Origin of the sequence: Paenibacillus kribbensis, from assembly GCF_001705305.1 — a bacterium.
Taxonomy (GTDB): Bacteria; Bacillota; Bacilli; order Paenibacillales; family Paenibacillaceae; genus Paenibacillus; species Paenibacillus kribbensis_B.
On record NZ_MCBP01000002.1, the window covers coordinates 597,050 to 615,261 of the forward strand.

At 46.1% G+C, this 18,212-nt stretch carries 19 protein-coding genes; 7 read left to right on the top strand and 12 right to left on the bottom strand.

Annotated elements, in window-relative coordinates; translation table 11 throughout:
- Positions 1–69 precede the first annotated feature (69 nt).
- The gene (locus BAZ21_RS05900; RefSeq protein WP_068497975.1) at positions 70–798 is read right to left on the bottom strand and encodes a YheC/YheD family protein; all 729 of its coding nucleotides are present in this window, start codon (positions 796–798) and stop codon (positions 70–72) included.
- 409 nt (positions 799–1,207) lie between these two features.
- On the opposite strand from BAZ21_RS05900, the gene BAZ21_RS05905 reads away from it, so the two are divergent.
- The 3 genes from BAZ21_RS05905 to BAZ21_RS05915 are packed head-to-tail and all read left to right on the top strand — an operon-like array spanning position 1,208 to position 3,154.
- Positions 1,208–1,789 (top strand): TetR/AcrR family transcriptional regulator, encoded by a 582-nt coding sequence (locus tag BAZ21_RS05905; protein ID WP_068497976.1) that lies wholly within the window; start codon positions 1,208–1,210, stop codon positions 1,787–1,789.
- A gap of 29 nt (positions 1,790–1,818) precedes the next feature.
- Positions 1,819–2,559 (top strand): SDR family oxidoreductase, encoded by a 741-nt coding sequence (locus BAZ21_RS05910; RefSeq protein WP_068497978.1) that lies wholly within the window; start codon positions 1,819–1,821, stop codon positions 2,557–2,559.
- A gap of 58 nt (positions 2,560–2,617) precedes the next feature.
- A complete protein-coding gene (locus BAZ21_RS05915) occupies positions 2,618–3,154 on the top strand; it encodes a Crp/Fnr family transcriptional regulator (protein WP_068497979.1) in 537 nt (178 codons plus the stop codon).
- On the opposite strand, the gene BAZ21_RS27665 is transcribed toward BAZ21_RS05915, so the two are convergent.
- The 8 genes from BAZ21_RS27665 to BAZ21_RS05950 all read right to left on the bottom strand — a co-directional run bounded on the left by BAZ21_RS27665 (position 3,087) and on the right by BAZ21_RS05950 (position 10,424).
- Entirely contained in the window at positions 3,087–3,608 is a 522-nt protein-coding gene (locus BAZ21_RS27665; RefSeq protein ID WP_084011517.1) for a DinB family protein, read from the bottom strand. The genes BAZ21_RS05915 and BAZ21_RS27665 overlap by 68 nt on opposite strands.
- 68 nt (positions 3,609–3,676) lie before the next feature.
- Complete coding sequence (locus BAZ21_RS05920; protein ID WP_068497981.1) at positions 3,677–4,621, bottom strand: helix-turn-helix transcriptional regulator; 945 nt, start codon at positions 4,619–4,621, stop codon at positions 3,677–3,679.
- A gap of 103 nt (positions 4,622–4,724) precedes the next feature.
- A complete protein-coding gene (locus BAZ21_RS05925; RefSeq protein ID WP_068497983.1) occupies positions 4,725–5,465 on the bottom strand; it encodes a YheC/YheD family protein in 741 nt (246 codons plus the stop codon).
- Between the two features lie 15 nt (positions 5,466–5,480).
- The gene (locus BAZ21_RS05930; RefSeq protein ID WP_068497985.1) at positions 5,481–6,593 is read right to left on the bottom strand and encodes a 2-aminoethylphosphonate aminotransferase; all 1,113 of its coding nucleotides are present in this window, start codon (positions 6,591–6,593) and stop codon (positions 5,481–5,483) included.
- Positions 6,590–7,750 (bottom strand): phosphonopyruvate decarboxylase, encoded by a 1,161-nt coding sequence (gene aepY, locus BAZ21_RS05935; protein ID WP_068497987.1) that lies wholly within the window; start codon positions 7,748–7,750, stop codon positions 6,590–6,592. Before aepY ends, BAZ21_RS05930 begins: the two co-directional genes overlap by 4 nt.
- Positions 7,750–8,649, bottom strand: a complete 900-nt coding sequence (aepX, locus tag BAZ21_RS05940) for a phosphoenolpyruvate mutase (protein ID WP_068497989.1) — start codon at positions 8,647–8,649, stop codon at positions 7,750–7,752. The genes aepY and aepX overlap by 1 nt, the downstream gene beginning before the upstream one ends.
- Before the next feature lie 42 nt (positions 8,650–8,691).
- Entirely contained in the window at positions 8,692–9,420 is a 729-nt protein-coding gene (locus tag BAZ21_RS05945) for a YheC/YheD family protein (protein ID WP_068497991.1), read from the bottom strand.
- A 335-nt stretch (positions 9,421–9,755) separates the two neighbouring features.
- Positions 9,756–10,424, bottom strand: coding sequence for a hypothetical protein (locus BAZ21_RS05950; protein WP_068497993.1), 669 nt, complete (start codon positions 10,422–10,424; stop codon positions 9,756–9,758).
- A 215-nt stretch (positions 10,425–10,639) separates the two neighbouring features.
- Between BAZ21_RS05950 and BAZ21_RS05955 the strand changes: the two genes are divergently transcribed.
- Both BAZ21_RS05955 and BAZ21_RS05960 read left to right on the top strand, forming a co-directional pair.
- Complete coding sequence (locus BAZ21_RS05955; protein ID WP_068497994.1) at positions 10,640–11,839, top strand: glycosyl hydrolase family 28-related protein; 1,200 nt, start codon at positions 10,640–10,642, stop codon at positions 11,837–11,839.
- A gap of 118 nt (positions 11,840–11,957) precedes the next feature.
- Positions 11,958–12,581 (top strand): acetate uptake transporter, encoded by a 624-nt coding sequence (locus BAZ21_RS05960; RefSeq protein ID WP_007433114.1) that lies wholly within the window; start codon positions 11,958–11,960, stop codon positions 12,579–12,581.
- A gap of 79 nt (positions 12,582–12,660) precedes the next feature.
- Here BAZ21_RS05960 and BAZ21_RS05965 read toward each other — a convergent pair whose 3' ends face one another.
- Positions 12,661–13,647: an aldo/keto reductase gene (locus BAZ21_RS05965; RefSeq protein ID WP_068497996.1), complete on the bottom strand. Its 987-nt coding sequence runs from the start codon at positions 13,645–13,647 to the stop codon at positions 12,661–12,663.
- Between the two features lie 199 nt (positions 13,648–13,846).
- Here BAZ21_RS05965 and BAZ21_RS05970 point away from each other — a divergent pair, with 199 nt between their 5' ends.
- Positions 13,847–15,385, top strand: coding sequence for an FAD-dependent oxidoreductase (locus tag BAZ21_RS05970; RefSeq protein ID WP_068497997.1), 1,539 nt, complete (start codon positions 13,847–13,849; stop codon positions 15,383–15,385).
- A 105-nt stretch (positions 15,386–15,490) separates the two neighbouring features.
- On the opposite strand, the gene BAZ21_RS05975 is transcribed toward BAZ21_RS05970, so the two are convergent.
- On the bottom strand, positions 15,491–16,120 hold the full coding sequence (locus BAZ21_RS05975) for a YfbR-like 5'-deoxynucleotidase (RefSeq protein ID WP_010346906.1): 630 nt from the start codon (positions 16,118–16,120) through the stop codon (positions 15,491–15,493).
- Positions 16,121–16,421: 301 nt separating this feature from the next.
- Between BAZ21_RS05975 and BAZ21_RS05980 the strand changes: the two genes are divergently transcribed.
- On the top strand, positions 16,422–16,715 hold the full coding sequence (locus BAZ21_RS05980) for a hypothetical protein (protein ID WP_068497998.1): 294 nt from the start codon (positions 16,422–16,424) through the stop codon (positions 16,713–16,715).
- Between the two features lie 60 nt (positions 16,716–16,775).
- Here the strand turns inward: BAZ21_RS05980 and BAZ21_RS05985 are convergent, their stop codons facing one another.
- Complete coding sequence (locus BAZ21_RS05985) at positions 16,776–17,750, bottom strand: aldo/keto reductase family protein (protein WP_068497999.1); 975 nt, start codon at positions 17,748–17,750, stop codon at positions 16,776–16,778.
- Positions 17,751–18,212 lie beyond the last annotated feature (462 nt).

Consider the following 18,212-nt stretch of genomic DNA (forward strand, 5'->3'; position numbering starts at 1 on the left):
CGACTGGTTTTTGATTTATAAGGTTCAAAATTAATTACATATATCCAAACGCGCTTGAGCAACTTTATTCTAATGCTGAATCCGACGTTTGTTTCTCAAAATGGTGCGAATCATCTTATGATTGGGGAGTTGCTTGAACAACTTATGCCCGGGGTGCGGATTAGCCTCGATAATCCAGATTTGGCCACTCTTCTCAATAGCAAGATCAATACCCAGCTCGCGAAACGGATGATTTTTATCGATCGTATCGGCAACCATTTTAGAAAGCTCGATGACTCGATCAAGCGTCTCTTTCATTTTCGTTCTGTCATGTTTAAAGACCTTTAAAAGTACCTTGGACAACGGTGCCGCATGTCCTCCTTTGCGGTAATTGGTAACCACTTTTCGGGGTGCGGCAACACGGCCGGTAATTCCTGAAATGACCCATTCTAATTCCGGCTTCTGCATGTACACTCTGGCATCAAAAATCGAGCCTTGGTACTTCGCCAACCGAAGCCCTTGCTGTACCAAATACCGGCGATGTGGCCTCCGATAGGTCCTGATCGCTCGTCTCACCGCGTGGGATCTGACAATTCTGCGGCTGGAGCCGCACCGAATCTCATACCTCCTCCCCAGCTTTTTTGCCCGTATAACACCAGTCCCTCCGCTTCCATAATTGGGCTTAATGTAAACCGTCCGATATTCATCCAGCATACGCAAAGTTCTTGCATTGCTAATCCATTTGGTCTCCGGTAAATGAGAACTTAAAACGGGATGTTGTCGCATTTCCTTATATTGAATCATCTTTCCAATGGGCACGAAGTATCCCTCTATTCTGTAGGGTTTTTGCACGCATTACATGAATATGCATCCATATTCTATCTTGGTAACGGCGAATGCCACAATTTGCTATAAAAGAGGCGAACCCCTTCTATCCTACCTTCTTTGATTCAAGAGAGATACGCAATATGTTCATGACATGGCAAGTGGAACTTCTCCAAATTTCTGATTGATCGTGACGGTCATGTAAGAGGAAGGTTTGAAGTAACGACAGAGCTCTCCGCCATAGATGCTGTCATCCAATCGCTGCTATAGCTTCCCGGTTTGCTCCTTTGAATGATTTCAGAAAAGAGTATCAAATGACAAATATTATTTTTTGTCATTTGATACTCTTTGTGTTATCCTGATGGCAAGGAGGTGAATTACACGGCAAACAGGTCGTGGCTTTATGGAAAAACCCTCAGATATATTGACTAAAGAACAGATTCTTGTCGCGACAGAAGAAACACTCAGGCGGTTTGGTATAGCCAAAACCTCCGTGACTGATGTTGCTAAAGTATTAGGTGTGAGTCATGGCAGCATCTACCGACATTTTAGTAGCAAAGCTGAACTCCTCGAAGGTGTGACCGAAAAATGGCTGAATGAAAAGATTATCGCTCCACTGTCGAAGGTGTGCCTGGATTCATCTTTAACAGGCACAGCCCTTTTAAAACGATATATACAGACTTTGGTCGAACTCAAACATTACTACGCCCGTGATGACGAGGAAATGTTCCAGATGTATACCCGGGTCACCGAGCAAGCGGCTGATTTCATCGAACAGCATATAGACCATATTGTTAAGCAGCTCGCTGGCATCATTACACGGGAAGGCATCACATCCGATCAGCCGCCAGCACAGCTGGCTCGTACTCTTTTCCATGCTACAGCACGTTTTCATCACCCTGCTCATGCTTACGAATGGAAGAATCCTAAAATAGATCAGGAGTTTTCGGATGTGTGGTCGCTTTTGGAACATGGAATCTCTTAAGAAATATATGGAAGGAAGGTTGAACACACATGAAGCATTTGGACGGAAAAACAGCAATTGTCACGGGATCTTCGAGAGGGATTGGACGTGTCATTGCGGAGCAATTGGCGAAACTGGGCGCTCATGTAGTCATTAATTATGCCAGAAGCCCGGAGAAAGCCCAACAGGTCGTAGAAGGTATTATTCAAAAAGGCGGCAAAGCTATCGCGATCCACGCCGATCTGGGCAAGATGAGTGATATTGAAGCATTATTTACGAATACCATTGCTGAATTTGGCAGATTAGATATTCTGGTTAACAATGCCGGACTGATGATTACCAAGCCGCTTACTGACGTTACAGAAGCCGACTTTGACAAACAATTTGCACTGAATGTAAAAGGCACCTTCTTTGCTTGCCAGCAGGCCATGAAGCACATGGAGAACTACGGAAGAATCGTGAACCTGTCCACGTCCGTAATTGGACAAATGTTCCCGGCCTATAGCGTATACGCAGGCACCAAAGGCGCCGTTGAACAATTTACCCGCCAACTTGCCAAGGAGTTCGGAAATAAACATATTACGATTAATGCCGTGGCTCCCGGCCCTGTAAATACCGAGCTTTTCCAAGAAGGGAAAACCGAGCAGCAGATCGAAGGTATGAAAAAAATGAATGCATTTGGGCGTCTTGGTGAACCTGAGGATATCGCGGATGTGATTGAGTTCCTGGTCAGCGCCAAATCACAATGGGTTACCGGGCAGACGATCCGTGTCAACGGCGGATTTATCTAAAAAGCTGGAATCACATGATGCAAAATGCAGATACATGGAATGGAGGCTGCACACGTTCATGATAATACACAAAGGCGAAACCCTATTTCGACAAGGGGAATCCGGTCCTCTGTATCGGCTGCAGAGCGGCTTGTTAAAGATCGTCCGAGTCCACGAGGATGGCTCGCAAATTTTAGTCAACGTTATTGTGCCCGATGAAATCATCCCCCATCACTCCCTAATCAGCCCCAATCCTTATTATGGTACAGCGATGGCGCTAGTGACCAGTGAGATTGAGGTTCTATCACAGAAGGAATGGTATCATTCGCTAGAGCAAGACCCGACGCAATGCCGGACTATTGCTTTGCAGTTGCAGGACAAGTTGCGCATGATGCAGCAACGAATCGATCAGCTCACTGAAGTTTCACCTGCCGAGAAGCTGCGTAAGCTTCAGCGCTGGTTCCACTCCTATATTGCACCCGCCACGTTAACGGACGTGCTGACACAAGAGGAAATCGGGCAATTCATCGGGCTGCGCCGGGAGACGATTAACCGGTTATTGCGTGCATCAAACGCTCCTTCTGCAAAAGATGATGCCGATAATGCATCTCGATGAGCATGAACCACTCCCTGGCATTCAGTGCACCAAAGCGGGGGTGAGAGATGGTATACCCCTCTGAAGATTCGCGGAGGACAGGTTCAACCTCTCTCATTTGGCGCACCACAGCCTGTAATCCCTCCACGATGTCTTCTTTGCTCGACGGTTGCGGAGGAGTGTACTGCGGAGATGGCGGGACCTGGATACGCACGGGCGGAAAGCCTCCCAGATCAAAAATGGCTGTGCCCGCTTCTGTTTTAACCCCTGTTTCCCCGTTTGGTTTTAGACAAAGCTCAATATTTTTAAGCTGCATATGAAGGGCCGAATTTACCAAGTGAAGGTACATTTGCCCAAGTGACCATTCGCCCTCCTGCGGTGTATACTGCAATTGCTCCAGGCTAAAGCTGTCCAATTCAAGGAGATAGTGTTGTACCGTTTCTTCAAAACGCTGTAAAGTTTCAGTTGTATTCATATCCTTAAATACACTCCCTTTTCTTTTAAGTAGCTTTACTATACACAATTGCTACTGACAGCATCATGTCAGTAGCATTTCAACATTTTTTCAACTTCTGCACGTACTCGCTTCCGAAGAGTCTCAGGCTCCAATACGACCATATCCGCGCCCCATCCGAGTATCCAATGCAGTAATTCTTCCGGTTGCCTTACGCGGAAGAGTACATGCAATCCATCTGCATGCTCCTCCATGGTCTCCATATAAAAATTCTTCGCTTCCTTCACTTTATCTACGATATGCGGATGGGCTAATATACGAACATATACATGACGGTCATCGATTTGCTTGTAATCCTGCAAATTAAAATCGACAGGGTGCTCAAACCTGTCCTCCAGCACAGTCAGCTCGTCCATACGGGACAAGCGGAAGTGGCGGAGCTGCTGCCGCAGTTCGCATTGCCCAATCAAAACCCAGGAACCATGCATCAGCACAAGACCGTAGGGTGCAACCACACGCACACTTTGACGATTCCCATCGGCCTCTGGCATTCTTTTGGAGTAGCCGAAGCGTACCTTTTGTTTTTCCAATATAGCAAAACGCAGCTTTTCCAAATAGTTTTTTTCTCTATGGTCTACTTCTTTCCCCCCTGTAAAGAGCCTGATGGTTGTACGCACCCGCGAAACCTCCCTGCGAATGCTCTCAGGTAAAATAGCTTCTATCTTCCTGCGGGAGGCTTGCGCCTTGCTGCCGTATTCTGTATCAAATTTTTGCTCGACAAAATCTGTTCCTATTAGCAATGCTACGGCCTCTTCCACGTTGAAGCTCACTGGGGGCAGGAAGTAGCCCTCCATTAAGGAATATCCGATGCCCGGCGCTCCCACAATCGGTACACCCGATTCACTTAGAGCCTGTATATCCCGATAGATGGTTCTTACACTCGTTTCAAATATAGCCGCCAAATCCTCAGCCCGTAAAACATCCTTGCGTTGCAGCTCTAGTACAATCGCTAGCAGACGATCTGTTTTTTTCATACCAGGACACCTCTCTGGAAGATTCAATATGGACTTATGACTAATATAAAAGAGCAATAAGGGCAGTACAACCACTGCGGCTTATTGCTCAGTTCTTTTTGCGTCAACCGTTTTGGTAATCCGTAATGCGGTGATACATCGTTTTATCCTCCAGCTTACGGAAATGGGACCTTGCCGGAAAAAGATTAGCTTCAATAATCCCAATATGTCCTTTCCGGTCTATTCCAATGTCCAGTCCATATATACGGTGCCCCGGAAAAAAAGCGCTTAGTCTCTTCGCGGAACGGATGGAAACACGATCAATATGGGACTCTAATTTACTGGCAGACAAGTGCCGAACGGAAGATTGTCGAATGCCGGATTTAAAATGGTGTAATGTTCCCTTACTCCGTGTATTATTGGAAACAATATAACCTTTGCCTGCAACTTTGATAACCTTTCCTGTGACTACCCATACAGATGAGCCAGTTCTCCGTTGAATGATGACTCTCATATCAAAAGGGCGTTTGTTGATGGTTGGACGGGTAATTCTGCGTTGAACCATATAACTGGCGTTTCCGATTTTTCTTCTAATATAACGATACGTATTGGTTCTGCCCCGTACTAAAACTTTTATATTCTCGTAATGTACAATGTACTTATGGTGTCCTAACCATGAGACCTGAAAGATCCCCTGGCCACGACTCCCCCACACCGGTTTCACGATTACATGCCCGTACTTGGAGAGAAGTTTCGAAAAATTATACCTGTCCAGGAGCTTCGTTTCGGGGACGTAGGACCTTAGAGACGCATGCCTTCTCAATAATAAATACTTGTACCACTTATCTTTTGCTGCTGATGCCATGGGACTCCACCTTTCTCATCCGCATTTTATGCTACTGAGATAGCGTTCAAGCAATTCCAAAAATAACTCCATTTCCTTATACGTGATATCACCTATATTGGCAATCCGGAACGTATTTAGTTTCTCAAGTTTGCCGGGATAAATCATAATGCCTTTACTGTAAAAATAATCATGCATCGATTGAAAATCATAACCTGCACAATGAGGTTCAAGAATGGAAGTAATGATTTTGGAATGATGCTCTTCGGGAATGATATAGGTTAGACCTAAGCGGGCTAACCCGTTAGTTAAGGTTTTCCAGGATGTCGCGTACCTTTCGTACCTTTTATCCACCCCCTCTTGCTTTAATTCCTCAATCGCTTGTCTAAGCGCATATAAGGTTTGGACTGGAGGCGTAAATCGCATCTGCCCATGTTCCACAAAATAATTGTATTGAGCATACAAATTCAAATAATAGCTTCTTGGTTTCTGACCTTTCAAATTCTCCAATTTGCTTTTTTCAGCTATCACAAATGAAACCCCGGCCATTCCCTGTAAGTTTTTGTTGGAGGTTGCCGCCAGGTAGGCAATGTTCATTTCCTTCAATTGAATCGGAATGGCCGCAAATGAGCTTATGGCATCCACGATCATGTCAATTTGATACCTTTTGCATAATTCTCCGATATCCTTCACCTTGTTAAGCAGGCCAGTTGTCGTCTCGTGATGTACAACGGCCAGATGGGAGACGGTGCGTTCGGCAGATTGGATATACCTCTCTAATTCAGCCAAATCAATGGCATCATCGGGAGGACTTTTGAATTCAAAATACTCCACTCCATAAACCTTCGCTATCTCGCACATCCGTTTTCCATAGGCTCCATTGCTGACAATGATCACTGCCTCGTGATTCGGGACCGAACTAATGATGGACTCCACCGCTGCAGTACCCGATCCGCCAAACAATATGGTCGCATAATGATCCGGGTCTGCGACCAGCCGGGTAAGCTCTGTAGAAATATACTCCATGATTCGGCCAAACTCGGCTTCACGAGGACAGATATCTGGAACCACCTGTGACCATTTCACACTTTCTGTAGTCGTTGCCGGACCAGGGGTAAGCAAAATGTTTTTCTTGACGGGGGAACTCATGAATCGCCCACTTCCTTGCCCTTTAAAGGACTGTTATGAATAAAACGCTGCAGTCGTTCCTTTACTTCATGTGGCTTTATATGCGGACGTGCAAGCTGATCCTTGGAATACTTGGATATTTTCAGGCACAAAAACGTAAGTTCTCTATTCGCTTTCCATTCCTGTAAAGAGGCTTTCAGTTCCTCAAGACTGTGAACATGAATCGACTTCGTATACCCGCAGGAAGCCGCGATGTCTATAAAATCGACATTATGGGATACCGTGCTTTGTCCGCCTGTTGATTCATGAGCGTTATTATCGAGCAAAATATGAACCATGTTGGCTGGATGATAATACCCATTGGTTGCCAGACTCCCCATACGCATCAACAGAGATCCGTCTCCGTCAATCACGACGATACCTTTGCCTGGTTGGCTCAGTGCCAAACCAAGTCCCAAGGAACCGATACACCCCATAGAGCCTACCATGTACAAGTTGTTAGCCGCATCCTCAATTTCATACAGCTCACGCCCGGTTTTACCAGTTGTTGCGAGCTGTACGGTATCGTCGTCTTTCATGGAGTTAATCGCAGATAATGCATCATACCGTGTAGGCATTTGATGGTCCGCATGACCATGCTGCCGGATCTGATTTACATGAATGGAAGTTTGCAGTTTTTTCAATGGCTCTTTGTCAAAGGTCCCTTTCTTAACGACAAAAAAGAACGAGCGACGCAGCGCAATTTGTTCATTAGCCTGGATCAGCTGATTTTTGGCCTCGTCTAAATCCTTGGAGAGATACTGCCATTCCACACCCATCACATCCAGCATTTGCGTTGTAATCCGGCCCATCAGTTCATGCTGAGGTTCGTCAGGTATCCCCGGTTCTCCGCGCAGGCTGACAAATCCAAGCAGCGGAATACGAAATGGGTAGGTAAGGGAGGTCAATGGCGAAATAGCGTTAGTCAGCCCTGAATTTTGCATAAGGACTACCGACTTCTTCCCCCCTATATAAGCTCCGGATGCAATCGCAACCGCATCCCCTTCGTTAGCCGCTGCAACATAATCGCATTCATTTATCGCATAATTGATCAGACTTTTCAAAAAGGAGCATGGAACACCGCTAAAAAAGGTAAATCCTAATTTTTTCAGCTCTTCTCCTAACAATTTCGTGTCCATTATACGTGCTCACCCGAATCTGGTTCTGACGACGGGAGGTATTGCCGTTCCGCAGCTTGCAGCTCCTCGACCCCTTGAAGCCGGAATACTTCTTCGAGAGTTGCGACGCTCTTTTCGATATGAACAAGGCTTTCATCCCGATAAATTCGGTCAGATAATTGTTTCATCGCTCGGATGGAGGCTCTCAAATTATGGTTTGCCCAAATCACAAGGCTGATCCCCATCTCCTGGAACCTGACGGTTGGAGTCGTATAGTATTTGGTAGGCACGATCACTATCGGCAATCTTCCGGCCCATTCCTTCATGAACGCTTCAATCTCGGCGGCATCCGGTCTTTTGCTGTGTATAAATACGGCATCGGCTCCTGCCTTCCGGTACGCCTCCGCCCGCTGCAGCGCCACTTCAAGCCCTTTCCCGGCAATAAATGCCTCTACTCTGGCCACCACCGTAAAATCCGCGTCCGTTTGCGTATCTTTCATTGCTTTAATTTTCCCGGAAAACTCCTCGATATCAGCCAAGGCCTGCCCTTGACCGTTAATGAAAGAATTCATTTTGGGGAACCGCTTATCTTCGATGCATACCCCTGCAATATGACGCTGTTCCAGTTTCTTTACCAGCCGCCTTGCATTATTGAAGTTGCCGTACCCCGTATCTCCGTCCAGCAAAATCGGGATGGAGGTAGTATCACTCATGAATTCCAAAACATCCAAAACCTGCGTCCAGGAGGCCTCATTGCTGTCCCTGACTCCCATTGCTGCAGAGATGGATAACCCGCTGGCCCAAATTCCTTTAAACCCCGCCTCCTCCACAATTTTAGCTGACAGACCATTATGGGCTTCCATGATAAACTCCAGTTTTTGAGAATTGACCAACTCTCTTAGCTGCTTTGTTTTTTTCATTGAAACTTTCTCCTTCTCCCCTAAAAATAGCGTGCAAGGAATCTACTTCCAAATAAGCCTCTTGTTTCTCATGATCGTGTTGATCATAGTAGGATCGGGAAGCTGGGTAAACAGCATATGTCCGGGATGTGAATTGGCCTCAATAATCCAAATATGGCCTTTTTTATCTACGGCAATATCGACCCCCAATTCACGAACCGGATGCCGTTTATTAATCGTTTTGGCAATGATGACGGATAGTTTGGAGATTCTACGGTAATAGGCATCCGCTTTCGCGTGGTTGTGCTTAAAAAGGCTGAAAAGCACTCGATGCAAAGATGCTGCATGCCCTCCTTTAAGATAATTAGTAACATATTTATGGGGTGCCGCGACACGGGCGGCCGCGCCGGAAATAGCCCATTTCCTCCCTGGTTTCTGTAAGTAGATCCTGGTGTCAAAAATCGACCCGTGGTACTTAGCTAACCGCAGCCCCTTCTGTACTAAATACATGTGTCTGGATTTCTGGTATGACTTAATTGCCTTTAAGACATAACGAGATCTTACAATCTTTCGACTTGAGCCCCTGCGAACCTCATATCCTTTCTTCAGTCTCTTGACTCGGATAATCCCGCTGCCACCACTCCCGTGATTAGGTTTTATGAAGACCGATGAATAGGTATTCAGCATCCGCGAGGTCCTCGAATCTGTAAACCAGTGGGTTTCGGGTAAATGCGGACGCAAAACGGGATGTTGCAACATTTCTTTATGCTTTTTCATTTTTCCAATAGGCACCAGTCATCCCTCTTATCTTTTTTGGTTTTTTTGCGCATATCGTATGCATATGCACCCAAATCCTTATCTGCGTGGGCCGCTGCCTCTGGTGAAAACTAAGATTTATGTCACAAAACAGCATGTACCAGCTTTTATAAATATGAATACTCGAAGGAGACAGCCTTTCGAACAGGCTCGGGGTCCGGGCTACAGAAGATAGGATGTCACCAAATAACAAAAGATCCACTACCGAAAAGGTAGCGGATCTTTTGTTTCCAGCAAGCGCTGGTGACACAGCCTGCTCTCGTGCCGGGTGATATTTATGACTCATGGCCGAATGGCCGCTGCTTGCCTTATTATCGCTCCCCCGGGACAAGCTTCGTCGTTTTTCCTGCGCTTCTTTCCAGTACCCAGACAAGAACCCCCACTGCAAGACTGGCGATGACCGCCATAATCACGGAGCTGCCAGCATGCAGCAGCAGCACAGGAACCCAAAGCAGCCCGAGCGAACGATGTACAGTCCGCATCCACTTGTTGCGAACCTTGTTAATAAAGAAGCCATATCCGGCAATCGCCAATAGAATGGCAAAGCTAGCAAGCCCGGTGTAAGTTTTGTGATCTTGAAGCTTGGTAATCAAAAAATAGACACCGTGAACGGCAACAAGAACCAAGGTCGCCCACCCCAGCAGTTTATGCATGAAATGTAACAACTTCCCGGCCTTTCTAACCAACATCGATGGCGATCTCAACTTCTTCTTAAACCAGAACCAAGAGAAAGCAGCTGCCCCAAGGAACACGGAGATCGTACCCAAAGTCTTGAATATCTCCCCGTTGCCCCCACGTCCCTCCCCTCCGGGAGGACGGCCCATTTGCCCTGCAGGCACGTTGCCTACGCTACCTTCTGGCGGTCGAGGTCCAGGTCCGCCGCCGGAAACCGAAGACATGTAGTAATAGTAGAGGACGAGCAAAGCTGCTACCGTAACTGCAATCATGGCCGGAATCCAAACGGTCTTTTTCGTTTTCATAGTTGTACATCCTCCCTAGCAAAATTGCCTTGATTGTACCCGGTCAAGCTGAAAAGAAAATTAAAGCCAGCTGAAAGTATAACTTTTTCGCAAGTACACTTCGTTGCTAAAAGGTTCAACGGAAAAACACTTGAAATAAAACCCATTTTGACCGAAAATATATAAAGGGTATTTCTGTAATTAATTCAACTATTTTGTTAGGAGGAGTGTGTAGCATGTTAAGTATCTTTAGTCGTAAGGTCAGGCTCAGCTTGTTGCTCGTAGCTGTCATTGCATTTGTGATTCAAGGTTCTACAGGTGACATCCATGTCGCCCAAGCGGCTGACAATGTAATTAATGCCAAGGATTTTGGAGTTAAAACCAACTCGAACACCTCACAGTCAAAGGAAATCCAAAATGCGCTGAAGTATTTCTATGACCGGGGAATGGAGGGAACCGTCTATTTCCCAAAAGGCACGTATTTGGTTGACGAATCTATTCGTTTATATGCCGGGGTTAGTCTGAACGGTGACGGAATAGGCAAAACCATTTTCAAAAAAACAGGCTCTAAAAACCAATATGTCATTGGGAATCCAATTCTACGCAACAATTCTGACCGACTAGACGTGAAGTTATCCAATCTCACCATTGACGCAGACCGTACGAACCGTGAAGCCCGTGGCGAAGGTCAGGTAGGCGGTATTATTATAGATGTGGCCGTCTCGCACCTCACGTTGGATCGCGTAGAGGTTCGCGACACCACAATTGGCGCGTTGCTTCGCAGAACAAGAGATTCCGAGATTACGAACAGCCGCTTTGACCGAAATAACGGACATGCCATTGCCACCGGGCACGAAAGCTTCCCGGCAGGTGAGTTCCGTAACGTCAAAATTACGAATAACCAGATTACCAATTCGGGCGGCGGAAGTGGAATCAATCTGTCACGCGCAACCTACACGACAGTCACCGGGAACCAAATTATCAACAAAACTCATCAATCTGATGGATATGCAGGCATTCGCATCCCCAATAATGGTGCCAACAATACCGTCTACAACAATGTAATTGAAAATTATCCGCGGGGAATATTTGTGCTGACTGGCGCAACAGGCAACAATGTCTACAAAAACACGATAAAAAATGCATCCCTGCAAGGTTTGCTGGTCGAATCGGACGGCAATACCTTCACAGACAATGAGTTTTTCCAAACCAATTCTTCGCTTAAGCCTGACGCAGTCATCCGCCTCTCAAGTGCAAACAACAATAAAATCATTAGCAACGAGATGACCACGTACTCCGGGTTCTCCAGTATAGGAATACGTGTGACCAATTCCAACACCAATGAAATTAAGGACAACATCACAGATACTTCAGGTAAATCAGTCAGTATTGAGGGTGGTAAGAATAATGTGAATACAGGAAACCGCAATCGGTAGAAATTTGGTGAATTATCTACTAGGCGAGTACGTCCGTTTCCGTTACAATATGTCAGTGTGATTCTGGCATCGGCAGATTGACGCGTATTTGAATATTATTGGAGGCTTGTATTTTTTTATGCAAAACGAATCTCATTCTAACGTAAAAATCATAACGGCCGATCCGAGTGCGATCGGTCTGTTTGGCTTGGCTATTGTCACGCTTGTGGCTTCGTCCCAAAAGCTCGGCCTCACTGAGGGCTTGAGCTTTATCATCCCCTGGGCTATTTTCCTCGGTGCCTTCGCACAGCTGTTTGCCTGCATTCAGGATGCAAAGCATAACAACACCTTTGGGATGACGGCGTTTGGTGCTTATGCCTTCTTCTGGTTCGCCGTAGCAGGTAGCTGGATGATTAAAATGGGCGTATTCGGTCCAGAGCTGGCGTCCGCTGTAGATGGCAAGCAGCTCGGTTTTGCCTTTGCGGGCTACCTTATCTTTACGCTGTTCATGACCATTGGAGCGATGGAGACGCATAAGGTCCTGTTCTTTATCTTTGTCCTGATCGATTTCCTGTTCCTGGGTCTTAGCTTCGATGCATTCGGCGTTGCTCCAGAGGTGTTCCATACCCTCGCAGCTTATGCAGAAATGGGCATTGCTTTGCTCTCACTGTATGGTACAGGAGCCGCAGTTCTAAATGCGCATTTTGGCCGTACGTTCCTGCCTGTAGGACGTCCCTTCGGTATTTTCAAGCCACGCCCTTAGCTGTATATGTAAGCCCCGCAAAGCCGCCTTTTCGCGCCGATCCGCGTTAAGGACGGCTTTTTGGGTTATAATGCCGGAATTATTCGGCTTGCCAATTCGGCATGCGCTCTGCCGCATAGCGAAGCCCGGCCGCCATTCCTTTAGGAATGATCGCATTAATATTTTCCATTTCCTCCGTAGATAAAGCGATATCGACTGCCCCTGCGTTTTCTTCCAGATAAGCCACTCGCTTGGTGCCTGGAATCGGTACAATTCCCTCTTGCGCAAGCAGCCATGCCAAGGCCAGTTGAGAAGGCTTGACCCCTTTTTGAGCAGCGAGGTCCTTAATATGCTGCACGAGATCAAGATTCTTCTGGAAATTCTCAGGCTGAAAGCGTGGCACGATGCGACGGAAATCATCTTCTGCAAAATCTTCAAACCTCTGAATTTGCCCGCTCAAAAAGCCGCGTCCCAGCGGACTGTACGCTACAAATTCAATTCCCAGCTCCCTGCAGGCGGGTATAACCTCATCTTCTGCTTCCCGGCTCCATAAGGAGTATTCCGTTTGCAGGGCCGTGATCGGGTGAACCTTGTGAGCACGTCGAATGAGTGCAGGAGAAGCCTCGGACAGTCCCAAATAGCGGACCTTTCCTGCCTGAACCAAGTCACTCATCGCGCCAACCGTTTCCTCGATAGGTACGTTCGGATCGACACGATGCTGGTAGTACAAATCAATAACATCTACTCCCAGTCTTTGCAGGCTGCGGTCACATGCCTGTTTTACATATTCAGGACGACCGCTGACACCCAGAAATGCCCCATCCTCTCCGCGCATAATGGAGAATTTGGTGGCCAATACCACCTCATCCCGGCGGCTCCGCAGGACTTGACTGATTAGTTTTTCATTTTTCCCCACACCGTAGACATCCGCTGTATCCCAGAAGTTGATCCCAAGTTCCAGCGCACGATGCAGCGTTTTAATCGATTCCTGATCATTCAACTCGCCGTAATACTCGGACATTCCCATGCAGCCCAGACCCAGTGCAGATACTTGAAGATCACTTCTACCCAGTTGTTTCTTCTTCAACTTCCATCACTCCTGTATTGAAAGAATAGTCATTGGCCTTTCTAATCACCATCACGTTGTATCCAATATGTTACTACTTAAAGTTAACTTGAAGTCAAGCGTTGCCTCGTTACACGCTCTATATCAAATTGAGGTGAATATAAAATCCTGAAATGTTAATAATAAACATAAAGTGTAATCAAAGGGGTCGGTTGTAAAAATGATGCATAATGAACCTCATACAAAATTTCCTCAATTTCCGGAATCGTATTGGTTAGCTTCAACTGACATCCCCAGTTTTCCCAAGCTTAGTGGGGATATTCAGGTGGATGTTGCCATTGTAGGTGCGGGAATCACCGGTATTACCACTGCTTATTTACTTTCTAAAAAAGGACTAAACGTCGCAGTCGTCGACGCAGGACGGATGCTTCATGGAACAACGGGCCATACTACCGCCAAAATTACCGCGCAGCATGATTTGATCTATGGCGAGTTTCTTTCACATTTTGGCAAGGAGAAAACCCGGCTCTATTACGAAGCCAACCGCGACGCTCTTCAATTCATTAAACAAACGATAGAAGAGTATAATATCGATTGTCAATTTACAGAAGAAGATGCCTACGTTTATACATGTGCAGATACGTATGTGGAGAAAATCGCCGCCGAATATAAAGCCTACGAAGAATTGGGTATCCCGGGAAGTTATGTCGAGCAAACGCCTCTGCCGTTTCCAACTAAAGCAGCTATTATGATGAAAAACCAGGCTCAGTTTAATCCGGTTCCTTTCTTAAGGTATTTGGCAAATCAAGTCATCCGTCAGGGCGGGAAAATTTATGAGCACACCACCGTTGTAGGTATGGAAAAAGGAAACCCTGCCATCATTAAAACAAACGACGGGAATAAAATTACCTGCAACCACGTCGTGTCCTCCTCGCATTTTCCATTCAATGATCCAAACGGTCTTTATTTTGCACGATTGCATGCCGAGCGTTCTTATGTACTAGCGGTCAAGACCGACAGAATCTATCCGGGTGGTATGTACCTAAGTGCGGAAACCCCAAAACGCTCGCTTCGCTCGGTACTGGTAAACGGAGAACCGATGGTCATCGTCGGTGGGGAAGGCCATAAAACAGGCCAAGGAGTCTGTACCTTCCAGTACTACGAAGCTTTAGAAAAGTTCGCAGAGCAAACATTTGGATTAAAGGAAATCATGTATCGCTGGTCAGCCCAAGACTTGTATACGCTAGACAAACTCCCCTATATCGGACAGGAGCTATCCAACATCCCTAACATCCTCGTTGCTACGGGTTATAGAAAATGGGGGATGACCACAAGTGTGGCGGCAGCTTTATTAAATGCGAATCTGATTACCAGAAAGGAAAGCCCCTACCAGGATCTTTTCTCCCCTTCAAGGTTTCATGTAGACCCCGACATTAAAACATTCGTGGCACAGAATGCGAATGTGGCTAAACACTTGATTGCTGGGAAGTTGGAAATGATCCACAAAAAAGCCGAAGAACTACAGCACGACGAAGGAGCGGTCATCCAGGTGAATGGCAAAAGGGCGGGCGCTTACCGAGACCTGCAAGGAGCATTGCACCTAGTGGACACAACTTGCACCCATATGGGCTGTGAAGTCGAGTGGAACGAGGCGGAAAGAACATGGGATTGCCCGTGCCATGGCTCTCGCTATTCGTATCAAGGCGAAGTAATCGAAGGACCGGCCAAAAAATCGCTTGGCAAGGTTGAATTCGAATAGCAGCAACTTTTCTATGTTAGTAAATTCGATCTATCCAGATTTTGAAATGAACATCATTATGTATGAACAGAAGCACTGCCGGGGCTTCTGAGTAGAGAGAGTCTATTAAAGAGCTAGAGCTTCTTCCGTAATCTTTTTAATATCAATGGATGAGGGCGTTTCTTCCTTGACCATATCCGGCAAGATATTTTCCAAAAAATAATCAACGCATTTTAGTTGAATATTTTTGATTTTTACAAGCGCATTACGATACATCACTATAAATTCTTTTTCGGTATTTCCCCGCTGAAGTTCAGCAAACGCTTCGTACACCTGATCCATCTTGTCCGCAACCTCAAGAATTAAACCTTCTACAGAATCATCTTTACCTTCCCGTAACTGTTTGCGGAAAATGGCTTTAAAATCCTCCGGAATGTTCTCTTCAATAAAGTATTCAATCATACCTTCTTCGACCTGCTGAATTAATAACCGGAGTTCCTTGGAGGAGTGCTTAACAGGCGTTTTAATGTCTCCAATAAAAATCTCTCCGTAATCGTGACTGCTTGTGATCTCGTAAAGCTTTTTCCAGTCAATGCTTACACCGTTTCTCTCTTCAATATCAGCCAACGTTTTGGCATACTGCACCACTTTCCATGAATGAGCAGATACGCTGTGTTCCTCAAATTTAAACTTGCCTGGACAACGAATAATTCTTTCCAACTCGTTCAGTGATCGAAAATACGCGTGAATTCCCATCGTTGCATCCATCCTTTTAACATGTATGAGATAGTGGATATACGCTAACTATAAGCCTCAACTATTAACTGCAGATTATCGCAATATCAAGTTGAGTCTGCACATAGGATCATCCTTTTTCCAAATATTTGAGCGTTTTCGTTCCTGCATGTACAATAAAATAACTATCATCGTTACCCCAAAGGGGGAGAGCTTATTTTATTATTACTCATCAATGGCATCGGCATAGTAGCCAACATTATACTCGGTTCCTTTGTAGGCGTGGCTATTTTTATGGGAATCGTTTTTTTCCACTTATATTATGTCCACATTATTAACTCTTGTTGTATTCATGGTTATCATTTCCTGGAATATCCGTGCTTCAGGTGATTTGATGCTTGCAGGTCCGCTAACACCGCAAATGAAGCTTCTCTGGGGACAAAAGGTGCTAACGCTCGGATTGCTGGAAAGCCTATGGGCTTTCGTCAGTCTAAAATGGCTGTTGCCTTTCTTTTTTGATCCGCTGGATCTGAACAAGAAGCAAATTCTTGTTGTAGTGAGCGGGATTGTATTTAGTGTAGCCTCGGGGATTTATGCTATGCTTGAAGCAAGCTAAAAAAACCTCGCCCTTCTCTGTCACAGACAGGAAGAGCGGGGTTTTTGGGTTGGTTGCCGCTTAGCGCAAAGGCTCAAATCCCTCTACTTGCTTCAGAATCCGCTCGATTTCATCATAAATCTCCGACTGAAGCGTCACCTCAACCGCTTTCACATTTTCTTCGATTTGTGCCGGTTTGGTGGCCCCGATCAGGGCTGCGCTAATCCCCGGTTCTCTCAGAATCCAGGCAAGCGCGAGCTGTGACAGGTTGATACCCTGATCCTTCGCCAGCTTATCCAGCTCCTGGACACAATTCAGAACAGCATCGTTCATGTAACTACTGATGACATGGTTAACGGAGGCATCAGCCCCGCGGCTGCCCGTCGGTACGGGCTGTCCCGGTTTATATTTGCCCGTGAGTATACCTTGGGCCAAGGGCGAAAATACAATTTGCCCAATCCCCATCTGTCTGGATACGGGGAGCACCTCATGTTCGATATAACGCTCGAACATGTTATAGATCGGCTGATTGGCAATCAGCGGGCGCAGATTCAGCCTTTTCCCAATGCCATAGGCATCCGCGAGTTGGGCAGCGCTCCATTCACTAACAGCGGCATACAGGATCTTGCCTTGAGACTGAAGGTCATCAAGCGCCCACAGCGTCTCTTCCAAAGGAGTGTCCTGATCATACCGATGACAGAAGTAAATGTCGATATAATCCGTGCCGAGGCGCTTCAGACTCGCCTCACATTGCTCCATAATGTGCTTGCGTGACAGTCCCCTGTCATTAGGACCGGAATCCATCGGAAAATAAACCTTGGTAGAAAGCACATAGCTCTCTCTTCGGTAAGGCTTCAAGGCGGCTCCCATAGCCTTTTCGCCTTCTCCCCGATTATACGCATTCGCGGTATCAAAGAAATTAATTCCAAGCTCAACGGCTTTGCCAATACAGGCATGGGCTGCTTCCTGTTCGGCGGCTGTACCGTACGTTAACCAACTCCCCAGACCGATTTCACTAATTTTAAGACCGCTGTTGCCGACATTTCTATATTTCATATCTACTCCTTCTTTCGTAAGAGGATAACATGTATATATTTATATCATGTAAACCCTTTCATTAAAACATATTATAGAGAATTCATGAAGTTACATGAAGGAAAACAACTGACTTCGTTGGGCTGGTTGACCTCGAATCTATACTTAAGATGGTTGCCTCATTTCACTTTTCCGCATTGTAAATGCTGATAAAACTGCGATAAAATATAGCCAAGAAGTATATAATAAAAAAGAGCAAGGATGCGCTAACATCCCTACTCTTTGGCAACAGCCGCTTTTAAGGGCGGTCGGCTGTGGTTTTTAGATCGGGGAAATAGATCTCACCTTTGGACGGGGCGATCTATTCGTATTATAAGACTAACCAGAATTTCTGGTTGGTCTTTTTATTTTGCTGTTTTAAGATGGGGAAAGCCGGAAGAACGTGGCGGTCTATGGGGGTAAACCCCGCAGTTGAAAACTGTT